The sequence below is a fragment of the Arthrobacter sp. TmtSoilC77 genome (genome assembly GCF_059739415.1).
In genome coordinates, this window is sequence record NZ_AP046050.1 from 33,559 (window position 1) to 55,292 (window position 21,734).

20 protein-coding genes are annotated in these 21,734 nt (G+C 62.7%); 12 read left to right on the forward strand and 8 right to left on the reverse strand.

Annotated features, from left to right (window positions below; genetic code table 11):
- Window positions 1-74: 74 nt before the first annotated feature.
- Entirely contained in the window at window positions 75-773 is a 699-nt protein-coding gene (locus AC6I99_RS00190; protein ID WP_497959729.1) for a GntR family transcriptional regulator, read from the reverse strand.
- 109 nt (window positions 774-882) lie between these two features.
- Here AC6I99_RS00190 and AC6I99_RS00195 point away from each other — a divergent pair, with 109 nt between their 5' ends.
- From AC6I99_RS00195 to AC6I99_RS00210, 4 genes are read left to right on the forward strand one after another with little or no spacing between them, the layout of a single operon-like run.
- A complete protein-coding gene (locus AC6I99_RS00195) occupies window positions 883-1,641 on the forward strand; it encodes a LamB/YcsF family protein (protein ID WP_497959730.1) in 759 nt (252 codons plus the stop codon).
- 52 nt (window positions 1,642-1,693) lie between these two features.
- Window positions 1,694-3,028 carry an MFS transporter gene (locus tag AC6I99_RS00200; RefSeq protein WP_497959732.1) on the forward strand — a complete coding sequence of 445 codons (1,335 nt, stop codon included), beginning with the start codon at window positions 1,694-1,696 and terminating at the stop codon, window positions 3,026-3,028.
- Between the two features lie 30 nt (window positions 3,029-3,058).
- Window positions 3,059-4,732: a 5-oxoprolinase subunit B/C family protein gene (locus AC6I99_RS00205; RefSeq protein ID WP_497959733.1), complete on the forward strand. Its 1,674-nt coding sequence runs from the start codon at window positions 3,059-3,061 to the stop codon at window positions 4,730-4,732.
- A 7-nt stretch (window positions 4,733-4,739) separates the two neighbouring features.
- Window positions 4,740-6,515, forward strand: a complete 1,776-nt coding sequence (locus tag AC6I99_RS00210) for an acetyl/propionyl/methylcrotonyl-CoA carboxylase subunit alpha (protein ID WP_497959734.1) — start codon at window positions 4,740-4,742, stop codon at window positions 6,513-6,515.
- Between the two features lie 128 nt (window positions 6,516-6,643).
- On the opposite strand, the gene AC6I99_RS00215 is transcribed toward AC6I99_RS00210, so the two are convergent.
- The 4 genes from AC6I99_RS00215 to AC6I99_RS00230 form a co-directional block, all read right to left on the reverse strand.
- On the reverse strand, window positions 6,644-7,900 hold the full coding sequence (locus AC6I99_RS00215) for a D-arabinono-1,4-lactone oxidase (protein WP_497959735.1): 1,257 nt from the start codon (window positions 7,898-7,900) through the stop codon (window positions 6,644-6,646).
- 144 nt (window positions 7,901-8,044) lie between these two features.
- Window positions 8,045-9,040, reverse strand: coding sequence for a bile acid:sodium symporter family protein (locus AC6I99_RS00220; RefSeq protein ID WP_497959736.1), 996 nt, complete (start codon window positions 9,038-9,040; stop codon window positions 8,045-8,047).
- Window positions 9,041-9,134: 94 nt separating this feature from the next.
- Window positions 9,135-10,631 carry a SulP family inorganic anion transporter gene (locus tag AC6I99_RS00225; RefSeq protein WP_497959739.1) on the reverse strand — a complete coding sequence of 499 codons (1,497 nt, stop codon included), beginning with the start codon at window positions 10,629-10,631 and terminating at the stop codon, window positions 9,135-9,137.
- 7 nt (window positions 10,632-10,638) lie between these two features.
- On the reverse strand, window positions 10,639-11,745 hold the full coding sequence (locus AC6I99_RS00230) for a GTP pyrophosphokinase (protein ID WP_216924310.1): 1,107 nt from the start codon (window positions 11,743-11,745) through the stop codon (window positions 10,639-10,641).
- Between the two features lie 109 nt (window positions 11,746-11,854).
- On the opposite strand from AC6I99_RS00230, the gene AC6I99_RS00235 reads away from it, so the two are divergent.
- Genes AC6I99_RS00235 through AC6I99_RS00250 form a run of 4 tightly spaced genes read left to right on the forward strand, consistent with a single transcriptional unit; the run spans window position 11,855 to window position 15,065 of the window.
- The gene (locus tag AC6I99_RS00235; RefSeq protein WP_224094542.1) at window positions 11,855-12,676 is read left to right on the forward strand and encodes an alpha/beta hydrolase; all 822 of its coding nucleotides are present in this window, start codon (window positions 11,855-11,857) and stop codon (window positions 12,674-12,676) included.
- Between the two features lie 41 nt (window positions 12,677-12,717).
- A complete protein-coding gene (locus AC6I99_RS00240) occupies window positions 12,718-13,659 on the forward strand; it encodes a carbohydrate kinase family protein (RefSeq protein WP_309930349.1) in 942 nt (313 codons plus the stop codon).
- Window positions 13,660-13,713: 54 nt separating this feature from the next.
- A complete protein-coding gene (locus AC6I99_RS00245; protein WP_497959742.1) occupies window positions 13,714-14,214 on the forward strand; it encodes a YbhB/YbcL family Raf kinase inhibitor-like protein in 501 nt (166 codons plus the stop codon).
- A 41-nt stretch (window positions 14,215-14,255) separates the two neighbouring features.
- On the forward strand, window positions 14,256-15,065 hold the full coding sequence (locus tag AC6I99_RS00250) for an HAD family hydrolase (RefSeq protein ID WP_497959744.1): 810 nt from the start codon (window positions 14,256-14,258) through the stop codon (window positions 15,063-15,065).
- Window positions 15,066-15,096: 31 nt separating this feature from the next.
- Here the strand turns inward: AC6I99_RS00250 and AC6I99_RS00255 are convergent, their stop codons facing one another.
- Complete coding sequence (locus AC6I99_RS00255) at window positions 15,097-15,957, reverse strand: SDR family oxidoreductase (protein ID WP_497959746.1); 861 nt, start codon at window positions 15,955-15,957, stop codon at window positions 15,097-15,099.
- Window positions 15,958-16,089: 132 nt separating this feature from the next.
- On the opposite strand from AC6I99_RS00255, the gene AC6I99_RS00260 reads away from it, so the two are divergent.
- A complete protein-coding gene (locus AC6I99_RS00260) occupies window positions 16,090-16,359 on the forward strand; it encodes a hypothetical protein (RefSeq protein ID WP_224165965.1) in 270 nt (89 codons plus the stop codon).
- 13 nt (window positions 16,360-16,372) lie between these two features.
- Window positions 16,373-17,170: a glycerophosphodiester phosphodiesterase family protein gene (locus tag AC6I99_RS00265; protein ID WP_497959748.1), complete on the forward strand. Its 798-nt coding sequence runs from the start codon at window positions 16,373-16,375 to the stop codon at window positions 17,168-17,170.
- Window positions 17,171-17,227: 57 nt separating this feature from the next.
- Here AC6I99_RS00265 and AC6I99_RS00270 read toward each other — a convergent pair whose 3' ends face one another.
- Window positions 17,228-19,066 carry a glycoside hydrolase family 2 protein gene (locus AC6I99_RS00270; protein ID WP_497961905.1) on the reverse strand — a complete coding sequence of 613 codons (1,839 nt, stop codon included), beginning with the start codon at window positions 19,064-19,066 and terminating at the stop codon, window positions 17,228-17,230.
- Window positions 19,067-19,206: 140 nt separating this feature from the next.
- Between AC6I99_RS00270 and AC6I99_RS00275 the strand changes: the two genes are divergently transcribed.
- Complete coding sequence (locus tag AC6I99_RS00275) at window positions 19,207-20,169, forward strand: D-2-hydroxyacid dehydrogenase family protein (protein WP_497959750.1); 963 nt, start codon at window positions 19,207-19,209, stop codon at window positions 20,167-20,169.
- A gap of 54 nt (window positions 20,170-20,223) precedes the next feature.
- The gene (locus AC6I99_RS00280; protein ID WP_224094553.1) at window positions 20,224-21,366 is read left to right on the forward strand and encodes a glycerate kinase; all 1,143 of its coding nucleotides are present in this window, start codon (window positions 20,224-20,226) and stop codon (window positions 21,364-21,366) included.
- 20 nt (window positions 21,367-21,386) lie between these two features.
- On the opposite strand, the gene AC6I99_RS00285 is transcribed toward AC6I99_RS00280, so the two are convergent.
- Window positions 21,387-21,644 (reverse strand): DUF2630 family protein, encoded by a 258-nt coding sequence (locus AC6I99_RS00285; protein WP_224094554.1) that lies wholly within the window; start codon window positions 21,642-21,644, stop codon window positions 21,387-21,389.
- Window positions 21,645-21,734: the final 90 nt, after the last annotated feature.

Here is a 21,734-nt window from a genome sequence, read left to right on the forward strand (position 1 = left end):
TCCTGCAGCGCAGCAATCGGCGAAAATTCGCCGTGCGGACTGAGGCAAGTGGGAGGGAGCGCAGCGAATCCCGGCTATTCGCCGTGGATCGCCGCCTGTTGCTGCTCTGACCTGTTGAGGTAGGCGAGCAGAAGGTCCCCGGCGCGCTCCAGGTCGCCGGATTCGAGTGCCGAGCAGATCTGCTCGTTTTCCTTTAGCCAGTCGCTGTAGAAGTGCGCGTTCATGGTGGCCTTGTGGAAGTAAAGACGCATCTCAGCGAGCACTTGGGCCATGATCGAGTTCAGCCTCCCGCTTTCGGCCAAGGCAACGATGGCCCCATGGAAATGCTGGTTGGCGCTGCCGAGGCCTTCGTTATCGTCTGCCGCTGCTGCGCGCTTTCCCTCCTCGACGGCGGCCCTCACCGCGGCGATGCGCTCTGGAGAGCCGCCGGCCCGGATGGAGCTGACCTCGATGGCCCTGCGCACGGTGTAGACATCGTGAATGTCGCCAGCTTCCAACGTGGCCACATAGACGCCCCGGTTCGGTTGCCGCACCAGCAGACGCTCGCTGGCCAGTTCGGCGAATGCTTCACGGACGGTGTTGCGCGAAACCCCCAGGTCCTCGGCGATAGTGGCTTCCGTGAGCTTGGCACCTGGCACGAGGAAGCCCTCGGCCAGTTGGTAGCGCAGTTCTTCGGCAACCCTCTCGGCAACCGAGGGCAGTCGGAGGCGCATGCGGGCGCCAGCGCCGTCGATGCCGGCTTTTCCCCGTGGTTCCTGATCTGCACTGGCCATGACACCAAAATTACACGATTGCCAAAAATTAGGATCGCTGGATTGTTGAACAATCCAGAAATCTGGTGCATCCTTGATGTAACGCACATCACGAGGCAGGAATCACACCATGGCAGTCATCGACCTGAACAGCGACGTCGGAGAATCCTTCGGACGTTGGACGCTGGGCGACGACTCAGCCATGTTCGAATCCGTTTCCAGTGCCAACGTTGCGTGCGGATTCCATGCTGGCGACCCCAGCGTTATTCGCAGCACCTGCAAAAAGGCGGCTGAGGCCGGCGTCGTGATTGGCGCCCACGTAGGCTACCGGGATCTTGCAGGATTCGGCCGTCGCTTCCTGGACGTTGATCCCATGGAGCTGGCCGACGACGTCGTTTACCAGATCGGGGCCCTGCAGGCGCTGGCTGCCACGACGGGTGCGAGCGTCCAGTACGTGAAGCCCCATGGCGGCCTCTACAACGCCATCGTCAAGCACACGGCGCAGGCAAAGGCCGTCGTCGACGCCGTGAAATCGGTTGACCCCAACCTTCCGATTCTCGGCCTTCCCGGTTCCGAAGTCCTGCGCCTCGCTGAGGAAGCCGGCCTTCGTGGCGTTGCCGAAGCGTTCGCGGACCGCGCCTACAGCCCGGACGGAACCCTCGTCTCGCGCTCACAGCCAGGCGCCGTCCTGCATGACCCCGCCGAAGTGGCGGAACACGTTTTGCGAATGGCCACCGAACAGTCCGTCAGGACGATCGATGGTTCCATCCTGAAGATCCGCGCAGAGAGCATCTGCGTGCATGGTGACTCACCGGGGGCCGTCGCGATGGCCACTGCAGTGAAGTCCGCTCTCGACGACGCCGGCGTCAGCATCGGCTCGTTCCTCTAGACCTGTTTGAACCAGGCCCCGCAGCACACCCCTCATCCCCCCGGAGGAAACCATGACCAGCACCAACGCAGCCAAGGCCGTGACAAGGAAGCCACCGGCCGGCGCCCTCAAGGCATACATAGCCAGCCTCACCGGCACATCGCTTGAATACTATGACTTCGCTATCTACTCCGTGGCTTCGGCCCTCGTCTTTCCCAAGATCTTCTTCCCCGGCAACGACGAGTTCGTTGCACTGTTGCTCTCCTTCTCAGCTTTCGCGGTGGGCTACTTGGCCCGCCCGATCGGCGGCGTCATCTTCGGGCGTTTGGGCGACAAGATTGGCCGCAAGTACGTCCTGGTATTCACGCTGGTGCTTATCGGCGTCGCGACCGTACTCATAGGTGCGCTGCCCGATTACTCAGTCATCGGCGTGGCGGCGCCCACCATTCTGGTTCTTCTTCGCCTCGCCCAGGGCATCGGGGTAGGCGGCGAATGGGGCGGAGCGGTTCTGCTGTCCAGTGAATTCGGCGACCCCAACAAGCGTGGCTTCTGGTCCTCCGCTGCACAGATCGGCCCGCCTGCGGGCAACCTGATGGCCAATGGCGTCCTCGCCATCTTGGCTGCTTCACTCAGCAACGAGGCCTTCCTTTCCTGGGGCTGGCGCGTCGCCTTCCTGGCATCCGCAGTCCTGGTGGTCTTTGGCCTGATCATCCGCCTCAAGCTCGAAGAAACCCCGGTCTTCAAGGCAATCCAGGCCCACGGCGAACGACCCAAAGCACCCATCAAAGAGGTCTTCACCACTGAACCCAAGGCCTTGGTTTCAGCAGCGCTCTCCCGGGTCTGCCCGGACGTCCTCTACGCGCTTTTCACCGTGTTTGTTGCGGTGTACGCCACCAAGCAACTTGGCATGACCACGGGTAATGTCCTGGCAGCCATCCTCATCGGATCCGCATTCCAGCTGTTCCTCATTCCGTTGGCCGGCGCTCTTACCGACCGCTTCAACCGCCGCCTTGTCTACGGCGTCACAGCAGCCGCCACAGCCGTCTATATTCCCCTGTTCTTCCTCATGATCCAGGGCAAGTCAGTGGTTATGCTGACCATCGGCACGGTGATCGGTTTGGCGCTGCACGCGTTCATGTATGGCCCGCAGGCCGCCTTCATCACTGAGCAGTTCCCAGCCCGCCTGCGCTATGCCGGCAGCTCCCTGGCCTACACCCTTGCCGGCGTGATTGGTGGAGCTGTTGCGCCCATCATCTTCACCGCCCTCTACGGCGCGGCATCCGGCGGCTGGTATTTGATCGCCGGGTACCTCGTCCTGACAGCCGTAGTCACGATCGTGGGTATGCTCCTGGGCCGGGATCCGAAGCCTGAAGAAGACCTTCGCCTGCTGCAGGAGTCGGCCGCCTAATTGGCGACGAAGCGGATGATGGAGACCGTGATGCAAACGACCACCGCGAAGCAAACGACCACCGCGAAGCAAACGACCACCGCAAAGAGGGTCCGGTCCGTGCGACCCGTCGGCACACGTGCCGTCCTTGCGGAGCTGGATGGGCTGCAGGACGTACTGGCCTTGCAGGACATGCTCTACAAGTCTCCGCTCCCTGGCCAGGTAGACGTCCTGGCAGCAGCCGAAACAGTTATGGTCGTTGGCGAATCCGCAGCGGCAACCCGGGCCATCGGCGCCCGGTTGCTCGAACTGGAACTCGTCGCAACGGACGTTACCGATTCCGGGCTGGTCGTCATCGATACCGTGTACGACGGCGATGACCTCGCCGATGTCGCGGAGCTCACCGGGCTGAGCGTGGAGGGCGTGATTGCGGCCCACACCGGCCAGATTTGGACTGTTGCCTTCGCTGGCTTCGCTCCCGGATTCGGCTACATGGTGGGCGAGAATGAAGTCCTCACGGTTCCCCGCCGCCCTTCACCCCGCACGGCTGTTCCCGCTGGATCCGTGGCCCTCGGCGGCCAGTACTCGGCTGTCTATCCCCGGCGCTCTCCCGGCGGTTGGCAGCTGATTGGCCGAACGGGAGCCCGGATGTGGGACCTCGACCGTCCGCAACCGGCCCTGGTTCGGCCCGGTGACAGGGTGCAGTACCGGGCTGTTCGGGAGGTTGTCACGGCCAGTGCGGCGCATCAAGCTGAACCCGACTCGGATCACCACACGGACTCCGGATTACGGGTACTCAACCCCGGCGCTCAAAGCCTTATCGAGGACCTTGGCCGCAGAGGCTACGGGGCTTTGGGGGTCTCGGCGGCCGGCGCGTTGGATCGGGCATCGCTCCGGCGGGCCAACCGTCTTGTCGGCAACAGTTCGTCGGCCGCAGCCATCGAAACCGTCAATGGCGGGCTTACGTTGGAGGCAGTCGGCGACCAAGTGATTGCCGTGACAGGTGCGCCCGCCACCCTAACGGTCCAGTCGCCGTCGTCGGTTGAATTCGAAGAGTCTGACGGCGGCGTCCAGGACGCAGTGCGCAGCGTCCCCATGGCTGCTCCATTCGCGTTGCTCGACAGCGAAGTCCTTACTGTTGGACCGCCCGAGGCCGGTTTCCGGAACTATGTTGCAATCCGCGGTGGCATAGCGGTTCCCGAAGTCCTGGGGAGTCGTTCGGCCGATACGATGTCGGGGATCGGTCCTGCGCCATTGGTGGTCGGGCAGGAGCTCCCGGCGGGCGACGCCACGGCGTCTACTGCGGTTGGAAGCCCGGAGCTGCAACCGGAATTTCCGGGTGCCAATGTCACCGTTCTCGATATGGTTCCGGGACCCCGTGCTGATTGGTTCGATCAGTCCGCCATCGAGTCCCTAACAAGCCAGGAATGGCTGGTCACGCCACAATCCAACCGCGTGGGCATGCGACTGGACGGTACTCCTCTCCAGCGCGCCCGCGAGGGTGAACTTCCCAGTGAGGGGACCATGGCCGGTGCCCTCCAGATCCCGCCCGCCGGCCTCCCCGTGCTGTTCCTGGCCGACCACCCCATCACCGGTGGTTACCCCGTGATCGGCGTTGTTCGCGACGAACACCTTGACCTTGCCGGGCAGGTCCCCATTGGCGGACGGATCCGGTTCCGGATGGTCCCCGATTCCCCCGACTTCACCAAGACCCCAGAGAAGTGAGTATTTGATGCGAAAGGTCCTGATTGCGAACCGCGGAGAAATCGCTGTTCGAGTCGCCCGAGCCTGCGATGACGCCGGCATTTCGTCCGTGGCCGTCTATGCGGACATCGACGCCGACGCAATGCATGTGGGTGCCGCGGATGAGGCCTACAGCCTGGTAGGAAACAGCCCTGCTGAGACCTACCTCAACGTCGCGAAGCTGCTATCCGTTGCCAAACAGTCGGGTGCTGACGCCGTCCACCCCGGGTACGGTTTCCTTTCCGAGAACGCCGACTTCGCGCAAGCAGTCCTCGACGCCGGACTCGAGTGGATCGGTCCGTCACCGGAGTCGATCCGACAGTTGGGCAACAAGATCACGGCCCGCGAGATCGCTGTCCGTGCTGGTGCCCCCCTTGTGGCCGGCAGCGATGGGCCGGTTGCCACTGCTGCTGAAGCCCGGGCTTTTGCCGAGGAACACGGACTGCCGGTGGCCATCAAGGCGGCCTTTGGCGGCGGTGGCCGCGGGCTCAAGGTTGTCCGCGAACTCGCCGAAGTGGAGGAGGCTTTCGACTCCGCAGTGCGAGAAGCCATCACAGCGTTCGGCCGTGGGGAATGCTTCGTTGAACAGTACCTTGACAGGCCTCGGCACGTGGAAGCGCAGGTCATTGCGGATACCCATGGCAACGTCGTTGTGGTGGGTACGCGCGATTGCTCCCTTCAACGCCGTCACCAAAAGCTCGTGGAAGAGGCGCCTGCGCCGTTCCTCACCCAGTCCCAGCAGCAACAGATCTATGACGCAGCCAAAGCAATCGTCCGCGAGGCCGGCTACTACGGCGCCGGGACGGTCGAATTCCTCGTCTCCGCGGATGGGGCCGTGGCCTTCCTTGAGGTAAACACGCGCCTGCAGGTTGAGCACCCTATTACCGAGGAAACGGCTGGGATTGACCTTGTTCAGGAGCAGTTCCGTGTTGCAGCCGGCCTGCCCTTGAGCATTTCCGAGGATCCCATCGCACGGGGCCATTCCTTCGAGTTCCGCATCAACGCAGAGGACGTTGGCCGCGGATTCCTGCCTTCCCCGGGGACAGTGGCATCGTTCCAAGCGCCCACCGGCCCCGGCATTCGCCTGGACACCGGCGTCCGCGCGGGCTCGTTTATTGCACCGCAGTTCGATTCGCTCCTGGCCAAATTGATTGTTACTGGCGCCGACCGCCAGCAAGCGCTGCGCCGCGCACGCCGTGCACTTGCGGAAATGGAGATCACCGGACTGCCCACCGTGTTGCCGTTCCACCGCGCCGTTGTGGAGTCCGATGACTTTACGTCCGTAGCCGGGTTGAATGTTCACACCCGGTGGATCGAGACGGACTTTGCAGATCAGATCCCCGTTGATCCCGAATACAACGTGGTTGCCCCTGGCGGCGTGCGGCGGACCATCACCGTGGACGTCGACGGCAAGCGGCTCGCGGTGGGACTCCCGGCTGATCTGCTGGAGGGTTGGGCCCGGTCAGGGCAGGCACTTCCGTCAGGCTCGGTGGTCACGGGGTTGCAGGGTGATGACGCGGGAGCGTCCGATTCCGGGGGACCCGCGCCAGCGGAATCAGCCCTGGTCTCCAGCATGGCCGGCACCGTGGTGAAGTGGCTCGTGGAGCCCGGCACCGAGGTTTCTGCAGGCGATCCGTTACTGGTAGTCGAGGCCATGAAGATGGAAACGCAGGTGGCAGCCCACCGTGCAGGCACGCTCTCCGCGGTGCTCTCGGCACCCGGCGGGGTGGTGACCGCGGGAGCCGTATTGGCGCACATCCAGTAGTCCGGCCGACTTAACCACGACGGCGGTCCAGCCCTTCGCGGGGAGCCGGGCCGCCGTCGTCGTGCGCGTTTGGTCAGGAGGGCCGTGGGACGTCGCTAACCTGCTATTCCGTGGTGGACAGCAACGGATCAGCCGCCAAGCAACGAGGTTGTGGCTCCCAAAATGCTGTCCAACTGGGCGTTGCGGAACTTGCCCGAGGGGTCGTTGGTGGCGGCGAGGCTGCAGAAGTCCTCGAAGCGTGGGTAGAGAGTGGCGAAGTCGTACAGGCTTGGCGTGAAGAGCTTGCCCCAGTGTGGCCTCGCGCCGAAGGGACGCAGTGCTTCCTCAACTTCCGGGAGTACCGCTTCCACCTGGGCCTGCAGTGGCTTCCATGTGAAGTGGAGGGCCACGCTTTGTTGCCGGTAGAACGGGCTGAGCCAGAATTCGTCGGCCGCTACTGTACGGATTTCGGAGATGAACAGCAGGGGTGCCAGCTTGTCCGCGAGCTCTCGGACAGCTTGAAGAGCCGCAGGTGCATGCTCCAGGGGCAGGAGGAATTCGCTCTGCAGTTCCTCACCGTTGCTCGGCGTGAATTCGTGGCGGAAGTGCGGCAGGCGGTCCAGCCATTTGCCGGGCTCGTCCAGCTGACCCGTGCAGTTCTCCGCCGACATCCCGGGCAGCGGGTGCAGAGCGGCAGTAGCCGCGCTTGCACCGAAGAGGTCGGGCAGGGCTGGCTCGGTATCCAGGGCTTTGAACCACACCTGCGGGATGGCGTCGCCGGTGTAGTCCGTGAAGAAGCTGACGCTGTAGGCGGCCGACGCGATGTTCACGAAATCGGCCAGCGCCCGGTCCCACGGCAGGCCCGTGAGTACGCGCTGCCGCATCTGGTAGCTCGGCCGGACGGCCAGTTCCAGTCCTGTGACGATCCCCAGGGCGCCGAGTCCCACAACGCTGGCGAGGAATTCGTCGTCGTCCGGCCTAAGCGTCACCAGCTCGCCATTTGCCCGCACCAGGTCAATGCTTTCGACGGCGCCAGCCAAGGAGGGATTGCCGACGCCACTGCCGTGCGTTCCGGTTTGGATTGCTCCCGCAACCGAGATGTGGGGGAGCGAAGCGAGGTTGTGGATGGCATAACCCTGTTCCTCGACCGCCCGGCACAGTGCGCCATAGCTGATACCGCCGCTGACTTTGACGGTGCCCTTGCCGGGATCAAGTGAGATTTCCTGGGGCAATGCATCCAGGAGAAGGTGCATGCCATCGGTGTCTGCGACGTTGTTGAACGAGTGACGGGAACCAAGGGCCTTGATCCGCGGCGCGTTCGCCACCAGCCCGCGCAGCTGGTCCACGGAGGTGGGCCGCTGGACTTCTGCGGACGAATACTCAAGGTTTCCTGCCCAGTTCTTCATTGAATGATCTTCCCGGTTGGCTACTTGTTGGCTTCCGTAATTGTTAACGTTCACAACTAATTGCGTCAAGGGGTGTCCAACTGGTTGAAGCAGGTATAAGTCGAGCTGCGGGACGCGAGCCCGGGGACGCGAGCCCGCGGGACGCTAGTCCTTCAGCGGGCGGCGGGCCAGCCATGCCGCCACAATCGCGCCGGAGATGTTGTGCCACAGCGAGAAGACGGCGGAGGGCAGCGCAGCCAGTGGACTGAAGTGCGCCGTGGCAAGGGTCGCGGCCAAGCCCGAGTTCTGCATGCCAACCTCGAATGCCAGAGCGCGGCGGGCTTTGTCATCCAGGCGGCCCAGTTTACCGGCGAGATAACCCAGGCCCAGCCCAAAGCCATTGTGGAGGACGACCGCCAGGAACACGATGGCGCCGGCTGCAACGATCTTGCTGGCGCTGCCGGCCACGACGATAGCCACGATCAGTGAAATCACGACGGCGGACGCCCACGGAAGTGCCGGCAGCACCTTCGCGACGAGCCTGGACAGGAAGAGTCGGGCGAGCAGGCCTGCGATGACCGGAAGCAACACGGTCTTTACGATATCCAGCACCATGGCGCCAGCATCAATGTGCAGGAACGAACCGGCCAGCAGGAGAGTCAGGGCAGGCGTGACGACGGGAGCGATCAACGTGGAAACCGAGGCGACAGCCACCGACAGTGCGACGTCGCCTTTGGCCAGGAACGCCATCACGTTGGACGCCGTACCGGACGGTGCGCAGCCCACAAGAATAAGGCCGACGGCGAGCTCGGGCGGAAGCTGAAGCAGGACGGCAATCAACCAGCCGGCCCCGGGCATGATCACGTAGTGCGCCACGATGCCGAGTGCAACAGCCCAAGGACGCCGCGCCACAGAAGCGAAGTCGGGCGGCGTCAGCGTGAGGCCCATGCAGAACATGATGACGCCCAGCAAATAAGGAACGGCGACGCCCATGGGCTTCAAGAGTTCCGGAAGGAGGAATCCGAGTACGCCAGCCAGCACAACCAGGAGTGGGAAAACCGTCACGGCTATCCGCGCGATCCTGGCCTCTGCGGCGAGAGCCGGGTTGACGGGAGCCGCGGCCCCTGAAGTCTCTGTCTGGGAATTCGTTGCCTCAAGCATTTATCCATGCTCACATTGGTCCGCGGGCATGACCGAGTTCGTTACTTTGAATGGGGCGTATATGTCAGATGACCGCTGTTTCGAAGGCGTCGGGTCAGTCGTTCAGCTTTCCCGCGAGCCGTTCGCGCATCCGAACGCTTGCCTCGTTCAGACCAATGAACTCCACCTCGCGGCCGTGATTCCGGTACTTCTCGGTGACGGAATCCAGTACCGCAATAGTTGATGCGTCCCAGAGGTGCGAAGCGTGCAGATCGATCACCACGCGATCTATGCCTTCCGAGGAATCTTTTGCGTAGTCGAACTGGGTGTACAGATCATTGGAGGAAGCGAAGAAGAGCTCGCCATCCACCGTGTAGGTGGCCACGGTTTCACCGTTGAGTTCCAGTTCCGTCCTCTCGACGGTAGCGAAGTGCGCCACCCGCCGCGCAAACAACACCATCGCGGTCAAGACGCCGACGCCGACACCCACCGCCAAATTGTGCGTTGCCACAACAGCGGCAACAGTGATCAGCATGACGGCGGTCTCCGATTTGGGCAGGCGCTTCAAGGTGGATGGCCGAACAGAGTGCCAGTTGAAGGTAATCAGGGAAACGAAGATCATCACGGCAACAAGGGCCGCCATGGGAATCATCCCCACAACGTCGCCCAGGACAACCACCAGAACCAGCAGGAAGACTCCGGCCAAGAAAGTGGAAAGCCGGCTCCGCGCGCCGGATCCTTTGACGTTGATCATGGTCTGTCCGATCACGGCGCAACCACCCAGCCCACCAAGGAAACCTGTGACGATGTTAGCCACTCCCTGGCCCCAGGAAACGCGGGTCTTATTTGATCGTGTGTCCGTGATGTCGTCCACGAGCTTGGCTGTCAGGAGTGATTCCAGCAGGCCAACAAGGGCCATGGACAATGCGAAAGGCGCAATGATCCGGAACGTTTCCAGATTCAGCGGGACATTGGGCAGGAAGAACCCGGGCAGGCTGTGTGGGAGCTCGCCTTTGTCGCTAACCGTTGGAACGTCGATGTGCCCCAGAACGGTAACCAGGGTGATGACCACGATCGCCACGAGGGGTGCGGGAATGGCCGTGGTCAGGCGAGGCAGGCCAAAGACCATGACGAGACCCACGGCAACAATCGGATACACCATCCAAGGGACATTGAAGAGTTCGGGCATCTGCGAGATGAACACCAAAATAGCCAGTGCGTTCACGAAGCCGATCATCACCGACCGCGGAATGAAGCGCATGAGCCGGGTAACACCCAGGACAGCGAGGATGATCTGGAAGATACCCGCCAGGATGATCGTGGCGATCAGGTAGTCGAGTCCGTACTCCTTCATCACGGGAGCGATGACCAAGGCGACAGCCCCTGTCGCCGCAGAGATCATGGCTGGCCGACCACCAACAAGGGCCGTCACGACGCCCATGGTGAAGGATGCGAACAACCCGACCCTGGGATCGACGCCCGCAATGATCGAGAACGCGATGGCCTCCGGGATGAGCGCCAGTGCAACCACCAGTCCGGCCAGGGATTCCGTCAGCAGGCGGCGGGGCGAGCGGAAAGTCACCCGCAATGACATGAGTTGCTCGGGAGTCATGGCGTCCTTACAGTGCAGTCTGGCGGTAACGCTCAATCTGCTTCAGACGCCGCTGGAGGCTATCGCGCCGCGGGTGCGGAACGACGTCGGGCGCCTCAGCGGTGAGGTCAATGTGTTCGGTTCCGTACTGCCACAGCAGGAGGTCATCCAGGAGGCGGTCGGGGCCCGGGGAGTAGCGGTGATCCAGGGCTTTGCGGACCTCCGTGATCCGGTTGGCGCTAAGGAGCCCCGCGAGTTCCACGGTTTTGGTGAGTCCGTGGGCGGCCAGGAGTTCGGCAGCCCACCCCCAGTCGTCATCAACTTTACGGTCAACGTGAGGCAGGAGCGTACGCCAGACGTCCCGCACGCGGTTGGGAGTCAGCGGGGAAGCACCCTCGCCGTGCAGGTCCCAATAGCTTCTGACCTCTTCGTACCGCTCATGGAGGTCCGCGAAGGCACTTTCCACGGTTTCCAACATGGCCGCAGTGGCTGTGAACTGGCGGTCGAAATGCGGGGTCCATGCACGCGGATCCTCCGCCTTGAACCGGATATCGTGCTCGATCTCGCTCCAGGCGTGCGCAAAGACCGTGCGGATCTGGCACTCGAAGAAGTAGCTGCCGTTGGCAGGCATGTCCGGGTTGAAGACATGCTGATACTCCTTGACGGCCTCATTCTGGATGGTTCGCAGGATGAGGTGCCGGCTGGAGTAACCGTACGTGCCCGATTCGATGGAACCGATGTCCTTCTCGCGGTCTCCACGGCAGTCGAAGAGCTGGCGCTGCCTCTTGATGATGTTGGCTACGGCTGCGTTCTCGGCAGGCAATTTGGTGATGACTCGGATGCCCACCATGTCATTCAAGGTGCGGAAAGGGTCCGGGAATTTGAGTACACGTGGGCCGCCCGGCTCCAGAGGATCATCCGTGCGTGAGATTTTTTCGCGGAACGATTCCACTGTTTTGGTCCGCCCGGTAACAAACAGGGGAGTGACCTCGGCGTCGTTGAGCATGTCCCTTAGGGTCAGCAGCACATCCCGCGTGACCCGCTTCAGGGCAGGGCGAACACGCTCATAGAGCGCCACGTTCGCGTCCACTGCATCGCGCTGGTCCTGGTCCAGGCTGTCCCAATTGCTTGCCATGCCCCCAGCTTACGGGGCGGGTCCGACACTGGCGCGGGCCACCCGCCGTCGGGGTGCCCTAGCCAAAGTTGCGGGACGTCACGATAGGCTCGGTACAAAGGAGGGCGCAATGTTGCGGCACAAGTACAGCTACGGCGAACACCCCAGTCAATGGGGCGAACTCTTCATACCTGAACCGAACAACGGAAACCATCGCGGCGCGTCAGCCGTCAAGGGTGGTGTCGCGGTGGTGATCCATGGCGGCTACTGGCGCTCACAGTACGGCGCCGAGCTCGGCGAGCCCCTGGCCCGCGACCTCGCGGCGCATGGAATTACCGCCTGGAACCTTGAATACCGGCGGGCCGGCAACGGCGGTGGTTGGCCCCATACATTCGAAGACATCCTGGCCGGCATTGACCATCTCGCCGAAATCGCGGGAAAGCACGAGCTCCACCTTGGCAAGGTAGTGGCCTTGGGTCACTCCGCCGGCGGTCACCTGGCTGTGTGGGCCGCCGGACGGCAGCGCCTCTCGGCCATCGGAACGCCCGACGCCGACCGTCAACTGGTGCGTGCACCGGAGGATAATGCCGTCCACCTGACGGGCGTCGTCAGCCAGTCCGGCTTGCTGAACCTGGCTGCAGCCGAAAAACTGAACCTCAGCAACGGTGCCGTCTGCAACCTCATGGGCGGCGATTCTGCAAGATACCCCAAAAGGCATAAATACGCGGATCCCATGAGTTCCCTGCCTATTGATGTTCCGGTTTTCGCCGTCCACGCTACCGACGACGAGGACGTTCCGGTCAGCCAGTCCGAGGCCTACGTCGCCGCGGCAACAGCAGCCGGCAGCGCAGCGCAATTGCTGCGTGTCCCAGGGGATCACTTCGATCTCATAGATCCAAAGGCCGTGGCTTACAAGAAATGCCGCGAATTGGTACAACGCCTGCTCTCCTGAATCACTGGTAGCGGCCGCCCTTCCTCTGGCAGAGTGGTCCCATGCTGACTGTGATTGGCGAGGCCTTGGTTGACGTTGTGCAGCGCCCCAGCGGAATCGAGGCGCACGTTGGCGGCAGTCCGCTCAACGTCGCCGTTGGCTTGGCGCGTTTGGATCACCCCGTGCAGTTCATCGGGCGTTTTGGCCAGGACGCGTACGGCGATTCCGTTGCGGCGCACCTGCGGTCCAGTTCCGTGATGGTCCCCCTTCCGCCCGACGGCAAACCCACGAGCATAGCCACCGCAGTGATCGACGACGACGGCGCCGCCACCTACGCCTTCGATCTCACCTGGGATTTGCCGGGCCTCGGCGAGCGGTTGCCGCTCATGCTGCAGGGAGCCACCTTGCTGCATACAGGTTCAATAGCCACGGCTTTGGAGCCCGGTGCCGCGGACGTGCTTGCAGCCGTCGAGCATGCCCACCCGAGCAGCACCATAAGCTTCGATCCCAACTGCCGCCCCAGCATCATTACCGATCGCGATTACGCACGGCGGCAGGCCGAACGCTTTGTGGTGCTCTCCGACGTCGTGAAGGCTTCCGACGAAGATCTTGAATGGCTCTATCCGGGCGTTGATCCGCTGGAATCGGCACGCCGCTGGTTGTCGCTGGGAGGTACGGGAGGACCCGCGCTGGTGGTGGTGACGCGGGGTGCGCGTGGTCCGTGGGGAATCACGGCCATCGGCGAGACCCAGGTCCCGGCGCCTAACGTGACGGTGGTGGATACCGTTGGTGCCGGCGATTCGTTCATGGCGGGGCTGCTGTCAGCAATAGTGGACCGCGGGCTGGACGGTGCGCAAAACCGTGGGGCACTCAGAGCCATGCCGGCTGAAACCCTCGCCGCCATCATGGATCATGCGACCCGTGCCGCCGCGGTCACGGTGTCCCGCGCCGGCGCCAATCCGCCCACACGGGCTGAGCTCAACCACCGGGCTGTTGCCAGCTAAAACTGTTGCCAGCCAGAACATTTGCCGGTGTAGTCCGGCCAAGAGGAGGTGCGCATGCAAGACCACGAATTACAGGTTGCGAGCGAGTCGTTCAACGACGGCGATACTCTCGGCCCCGATCAGCGGAGCGGGATTCTGGGTGCGGGCGGCCAAGACATATCTCCGCAGCTGAGCTGGAGCGGAGCTCCGGACGGAACCAGGAGTTTCGCGGTCACCATGTGGGATCCCGACGCTCCCGGCCCTGGGGGCTACTGGCATTGGGCCGTACTTAATATTCCTCCTGAGGTATCAAGTCTTCCGGCCGGTTCCGGGGGCAAGGGCGGCCACGCGTTGCCTGCCGGTGCGCTCCAGTTAAAGAACGACGGCGGCCGCAGCGGCTATGTTGGGGCGGCGCCTCCCAGAGGGCATGGACCGCATCGTTACGTAGTGGCTGTACATGCGCTGGACGTGGAGGACCTGGGCATCGCAAAGGATTCCGAGGCGCGCATACTTGCCTCAGTCCTTCCTGCGCATACGTTGGCGCGCGGAACCATCACTGGCATGTTCGAGCGTTAGCTGCGGCATTTGGGTTCTCAACAGCCACGTAGACTGACATGATGCGTCTCGTAGCAAGTGATATTGACGGCACCATCCTCGGTCATGACGGCAAGATCAGTGATCGGACCGTCAAGGCATTCAAAGCATGCCGAGACGCCGGGGTGGAGCTTGTGTTCGTAACGGGCCGCCCCCCGCGGTGGTTGTACCCGCTCCAGGAACAACTGGGGCACAGCGGTATCGTGATCTGTTCCAACGGCGCAGTGGTCTGGGATCTCGAAACTGAGAAGCCCATTTCCTCGTGCACATTGGACATTGAATCCATCTTCGAGGCGCGCCGCATCATCAAGTCCCTCCGGCCGGATGCTTTGTTCGCCGTGGAAACGCTGACTGGTTTCCAACTGGAGCCGGGCTTCCTCGAGAACGAAACAAGCGAGCTGCTTGCGGAGTTCACCCCCGCACCGCTGGACCAGACGCTGACGGCGGATGACGCCGTCGTGAAGTTCCTCGCCATAACCCGCAAAGGCACCCCGGACGAATTCCTTGCCGAAGTTCAGCCTGCCGTGGCCCATCTGGTCAGCACGACGCACTCGGCACCGCGCACCGCAATGCTCGAGATGTCAGTGCCCGGCATCAACAAGGCCGTCACCCTCGCGAAGTACGCCGAGTCTCTGGGGATCGACGCCGCCGACGTCGTTGCATTCGGGGATATGCCCAACGACATCGAAATGCTCCGCTGGGCCGGTCACGGCTACGCGATGGCCAGCGGCCACCCGGAAGCGATCCTCGCTGCGGGGCAGCAGGCGCCCCACTTCGACGACGACGGAGTGGCGCAGATCCTCGAGGCGAAACTAACGGAGCAAACGGTCTAGCAACGTCAGGCACGAAAGACACGTGGCTGCGTCACGGGTGGCGTACACCCTGGCCAGCCAGCACGGCGCGGTAGCCCTCAACGTAAGTGGGGAAGGCGAACTCGAAGCCAGTTTCGCGAAGCCTCTGGTTGGAGCAGCGCTTGTCCCCGGGGCCGCCGTGTTGGTCTTCCGACGCCATTGGTGGTTCCGGGTTTCCCATTTCCAAAGCAAGAAACCGCATGACGTCACCCATCTCGGCCGCGTGGTCGTCCACGCCTACGTAGACCGGATCCGGGTCCCGGTCCATCGTGGTGAGGTGCACGATCATGGCCGCGGCGTCGTCCCTGTGAACACGGTTGGTGTGCCGGGGGCTCGCCGGAATCACGGCTTGCCCTGAGCGGACTTGGTCGATCAGTCGAGTCCGCCCGGGACCGTAAATGCCGCCGAGCCGAAGGACGATGGGTTGAGTTTCCGTTTCCCGGGTGCGGGTAAGGAGCATATTTTCAGCCTCCACCAGGACTTTGCCACTGAAGCGCGTGGGCTCGGTGGGTGTGGTCTCGTCCACCACCGCTCCGTCGGAGTCCTTATAGACGGCTGTGGAGGAGACGAACAAGATGCGTTCCGGTTCAACAGAATCACGATCCAAGGCATCCAGAATATTTCGGAGGCCGTCTATGTACGCGGCCCGGTATGCTTCCTCGGTGGAAGAATCGGCGGCGATTGCGACCACAACGATGTTCACATCTGCTGGGATGACCGGGACTCCAAGTGCGAGGTCCGCGCGCATGCCTTGTATCCCCGCCGGGAGCTTTTCCGGGGAACGGCGAAGCCCGATCACGTCATGGCCCAGCTCTGCGAAACGCAGTCCTGCTTCGGTTCCAAGGTCACCGCACCCGGCAATCAATACAGTCATGCCACTAGTTTGGCAGCCCTGATGCTCCGCAAAGCTGTCACCAACTTCCCAGTCTCCATACAACCCGCGTTCAACTTGCGCCCGTAGGCTCTCAGCCACAGACACGTTTTGCTTGTTGGATGTAGGGGAATCATGGCCAAGCGTAGGATCAACGACTTCAACACCGCTCCGTTGCGGCGGATCGAACCGGATCACCACTGGAGGTCGCTTCGCCAAGGCGACCGCGTGAGCGTGACCCTAACGCCCGGGTACGAATCGGCCGGCATAGTGGACGCCGTTACCGGCGACGCAACGGCAGTTTGGGTGGAGCTCGACGGCGGTCGCGGCCGTACGCTGGTGCACGTCAGCGATGGGGTGGCCGTGGTCCCACTGGAGAAGGTGACGGTCACCGAGGAAGCGTAGGCGCCTATGCGAGATGGGCTACGCTTCGGGTGTGACGCTGCCATATTTCCTCCGCAAGGATGGCACTGTGGGCCCGGTGGCCTTTGCCCACCGGGGATTCTCCCTGCATGGGATGGAGAACTCCCTGACTGCGTTTAGGGCCGCGGTTGAGCTGGGCACTTTGCACCTTGAAACCGACGTACACACCACTTCAGACGGCGTCCTGCTCGTTTTCCATGATGCTTCCCTGGACCGGGTCACGGATTCATCCGGGCGGATCGCCGAATTAACGGCAGACGAGGTAGCCAAGGCCCGCATCGGCGGAGTGGAACCTGTGCCGACTTTTGACGAGCTCGTAGCTGCGTTTCCCGATGCCCGCCTGAACCTGGACGTGAAGGACTGGAATTCCGTTAAATCGATGGCCGAAGCTATCGAGAAGCACGGCATCCATGACCGGGTGTTGGTGACGAGTTTCTCCGACCGGCGTCGACGTGCAGTGTTGAAACTCCTCAGCCAGCGGACCGCTTCTTCGGCTGGAAGCACCCTGACGGCGCTTTTCGTACTTCTTGGATCCGTGCTGCCGGCGGGCCTGGCCCGCAAGGTGCTCAGCGGCGTCGACGCTTTCCAGGTGCCGGTCCGGTACGGCCGGTTTCCGGTGGTAACTGCCGGTTTTGTTCGTCGCGCGCACCGCGTGGGCGTGCAGGTTCACGTCTGGACCATCAACGATTCCGCGGAGATGGAACGACTTCTGGACCTTGGCGTTGACGGAATTGTGTCCGACCGGCTGGACTTGCTGAAGGACGTCATGGTGCGCCGGGGGCAGTGGGTTTAGGGCGACGCTTCGCGTCGAAGTGGCATTTGATGACAGTCCCAGGCTGCAACATTGTCATCAAATGCCATCTCGGCGGGCTTCGATGGCTGCCTTACGGACCTGGCTGGCCCGGATCCGCTCGAGATCGAACTTGGCTCCGCGATCGAAAGTGAAGATGCCATTCTTTTCCTGGAAGACATCCGTCAGCTGCGTATAGCAGTAACCAAACATGTCCGGGTTATCCAGGAGCACGCCACATAGTCCGTCGAACCGGGCGTAGAACTCTTCCTCGCTGCTGACGCGCTGGCCGTAACCCCACGACGTCGAAACATCCGTTCCGAGGCCCGCTTCTGGCGCTGCTTGGCGAGCCTCCGTTTCATTCCACCAAATGCCGCCGAATTCGGAGACGAAGTACGGCTGGCCAGCGTAAGGCACGGAGTATTCTTCGCCCTGTGGATTCCGGTTTACAAATGGTTTCCCGTCCGAAAGGCCCTGCTGCTCAATCCGGAACTGCTCCGGATTCTGCTCGTAGGAATGGGAATCGTAGATGTCGCTTTCGCGGATGCGGTGGGAGTATCCGGATGCGTCGATGACAGGCCGTGTGGGGTCGGCCAATTTCGTGGCAAGGAACATGGCCTGCGTGACGTCATCCAATACCGTGAGCCGATCGTGCAGGATCTGGTGCGTTTCGTTGAGCGGGCACCATCCGATGATCGAGGGATGGTTGAAGTCGCGTTGTAGCACCTCAAGCCATTGGGCTACGAAACTCGCTGTTGGCTTCTGGTTGTGGCCAATGGTTCCTCCTCCGGAGACGCCCCAGTCGCCGAACTCGCCCCAGACCAGGTAACCGAGCCGGTCTGCGTGGTAGAGGAAGCGCTCTTCGAACACTTTCTGGTGGAGTCGTGCACCGTTGAATCCTGCCGCCATGGACAACTCGATGTCCTTGACCAACGCAGCGTCATCCGGCGAGGTCATGAGTGACTCCGGCCAATATCCCTGGTCCAGCACCAATCGCTGGAACACGGACTTGCCATTTAGACGAACCACTTTGCCGTCAAGGGCTACTGAACGAACGGCCGCGTAGCTGCTGACGCGGTCAACGACTGTTCCGGCAGCATCCCGGACTGTCACCTCAAGGTCGTAAAGGAAGGGGTCCTCTATGCACCAAGGGCGCAGGGATCCAGCGGGAATGCGCAGCGGCAATGTTGGCGTGAGATCCAAGTCGGCTCTGGCCGTAGATTCCACATTTGTACCGCCCTCATCGCTGAGGACAGCAGTCACCGTGTGCCCTGCGCGGTTCCGGCTGATCGGAACCTCAATCGTGATGCTGGAACCGGCCAGATTGGGAGTCATTCGGAGGCGCTTAACGTGGACCTCCGGGACAGCTTCCATCCACACCGTCTGCCAGATTCCCGTGGTGCGGGTGTACTGGCAATGAGTGTTGTTGTACCAGGTTGCCTGCTTGCCCCGTGCCTGCATTTCGTGCCGCGAGTCACGTGCACGGACAACGATGACCGCTTCCGTGCCGGGCTCGGCCACTCCACCAAGATCGGCGGTGAAGGGGGTGAAACCACCCCTGTGGCGGGCCACTTCAATGCCGTTTACCCAGACAGTCGCGTCGTGGTCCACGGCGCCGAAGTGCAGGAGGACGTTCTGGCCGGCCCACTCCTGGGGGATGGTCACCGTACGTCGGTACCAAACAGCTTCCATGAAATCCACGTGCTCAATTCCGGAAAGAACCGATTCCGGGGCAAACGGCACCAGGATCTCACTGGTGAGCTCGCGCCTGGCGAGTCCGCGCTCCAAACCCGAGTCGCCGGCGTCGATCTCAAAACCCCAGGTTCCGTTGAGGTTCATCCAGTTCGCGCGGAGAAGCTGGGGACGGGGATGCTCGGGCTTGGGAAGGGCTGGCATCATCTTGGGCTCTGTCAACGCATCTCCTTCGGAACGGGAAGGGTTCAATTTCCAGTCAAGCGCATTACCGGAAAATGCGCACCCACCCGCCGGTGCACGTGAGATGGTGTTTCTACCACCAGCCGCCGCGCGAGGAGAATGACGTGACGAGTTACCGCTTGGCCATCATTGATGACTATCAGCAGGTTGCCAGTGACTACGCCCCTTGGGATTCGCTGCTCGACGACGGCGTGAAGGTCAGCGTTTTCAGCGCACCTTTTGTTTCCGAAGAGCAGGCTGTGGCAGCTTTGGCGCCGTTCGACATCATTGTGGCGATGCGCGAACGGACGCGTTTCCCGCGCCGGGTGCTCGAGTCATTGACCAACCTGAAACTGCTCGTGACCACGGGCATGGCCAATGCTGCGATCGACCTTGAGGCTGCGTCGGAGCGTGGCATCCTGGTGTGCGGAACGGGCGGTTCACCGGCAGCGGCACCGGAGATGACATGGGCGTTGCTGCTCGCTTTTGCCCGCAACCTGGTTGTGGAGGAAAACTCGCTGAGGGCAGGCGACTGGCAGACCGCCGTCGGGTTTGAACTCGAAGGCAAGACGCTGGGAATCGTCGGCCTCGGCAAGATCGGGAAGCGGATTGCAGGCTACGCGAAAGCCTTTGGCATGGATGTTTTGGCGTGGAGCCAGAACCTGACGGCGGAGGCGGCTGAGGCTGCCGGTGCCCGAAGGGTGGGCAAAGAGGAGCTGTTCCGCGAGTCCGACGTCGTGACCTTGCATCTGCGTTTGTCTGAGCGGACGGAAGGCATTGTTGGCGAGGAGGAATTGCGGCTGCTTGGACCTGAGGGCGTTCTGGTCAACACCGCACGGGGGCCGCTGGTGGACGAGGCAGCGCTGATCCGGGCGCTGGAAGAGGGCTGGATTCGTGGCGCTGCCATGGATGTCTTTGACGAGGAGCCCCTGCCCGCCGGACATGCCTTGCTTCATTCGTCGCGAACCGTGCTCTCGCCGCACATCGGATATGTGACGCACGAGAGCTACCGGCAGTTTTATGGCGGTGCATTCGAGGACGTCAAGGGGTGGCTTGAGGGTTCCCCAGTTCGCGCGCTGAACGAGTGACGCAATCTTCGTAACCGGCAACCGCTTTCCGGGCAAAGCTGGCAAGATGGACCCATGCGTATCCTCATCGCCCCGGATAAGTTCAAGGGATCCCTCACCGCCGCGGAAGCCGCATCAGCCATGGCCGAGGGCGCACTGCGAGTCTATCCGGACGCCGTAACCACCCAATTTCCCGTAGCTGACGGTGGTGAAGGCACACTCGATGCCGCTATCGCCGCCGGTTACGATGAGCGGAACCACGCCGTTGTGGGTCCAATTCTCAAGCCGGTCGGAGCTTCCTGGGCCATCCGCAAAGATTCTTTCGGTGGAGCCACAGCCGTCATCGAAACCGCCCAAGCTTCCGGCCTTGCCTTCATGGAGCCCACCCCCGAGAATTCTTTGCGGGCCCACAGTTACGGCTGTGGACAGCTCATCGCTGCGGCGCTCGACGCCGGGGCCACCGAGATTGTGCTGGGACTTGGCGGTTCGGCAATGTCCGACGCCGGTAGTGGCGCCTTGCGTGCGCTGGGGCTCAAGCCCTTGGACGCTGCCGGGAATGTGGTGCCTCTTGGCGGAGGTTCGCTCGCCGACGTCGTTGCCCTGGATGTCTCCGGACTGGACCCGCGGCTTTCGCAAGCCAAGTTCCGGATCGCCGTCGACGTCCAAAACCCGCTGTTCGGGCCGGAAGGCGCCGCTCATGTTTTCGGCCCCCAGAAGGGAGCCGACGAAGATGCTGTTGAAAGGCTCGACGCCGGCCTCCGCAACTGGGCATCGCTCCTACGGGAAGCCACGGGCCGGGACGTCAACGTTCCGGGAGCCGGAGCGGCCGGCGGGTTCCCGGCGTCGTTCCTTGCCTTTACGGACTCGGCGCTTGAAGGCGGCTTCGCGCTGGTGGCCGGGCTGACCGGCTTGGCTTCGCACCTTAGCGAGGCGGACCTGGTGATTACGGGCGAGGGTTCCATGGATGAGCAGTCGCTCACCGGCAAGGCTCCAATCGCCTTGGCCGACGCCGCAAGCGTCCATGGCATTCCCGTGGTGGCTGTGGCAGGCCGAATCACGGTGACGCCGGAGGATCTCGCCAAACACGGGATAGTAGCTGCGGCCCAGTTGTTGGACGTCGCACAGCGCAAGGATGGCGTTCCGGATGTCGCAGATGCCGTTGCCAACGCGGCCAAGTACGTTGCGTGGGCTACCAGCCAGGTGCTTGAGGGGGCGTAGCTCCTTGTCGTCGGGCGGGACTACTGCCTGTAGCCTTCGACTTCGCTGATGGGACGCGGTTCGGCGTCGTCGGGATTCTCACCAGCACGCTTCTTGGCCCGGCGCTGGCGGAGCAAGTCCCAGCACTGGTCGAGTTGAGCCTCGAGCTGCGCCAGGCGTGCGCGGCTGCCGTCGCCGTCCACGTCGTCCTCAGTTCCCCCGCCCACCGCTGCGTCACGCAGCCGGTGCTCCTCTTCCACGAGTGACTGAATCCGTTCCAGAAGATCCTGCTCGTCCATGGTTCGCGCTCCTCGGTTCACTTGGTAGTTGGTTATACCGAACGTAGTCCGGCTGGCGGGGTGCGTCTACGGGTGGCCGACGGCATACTT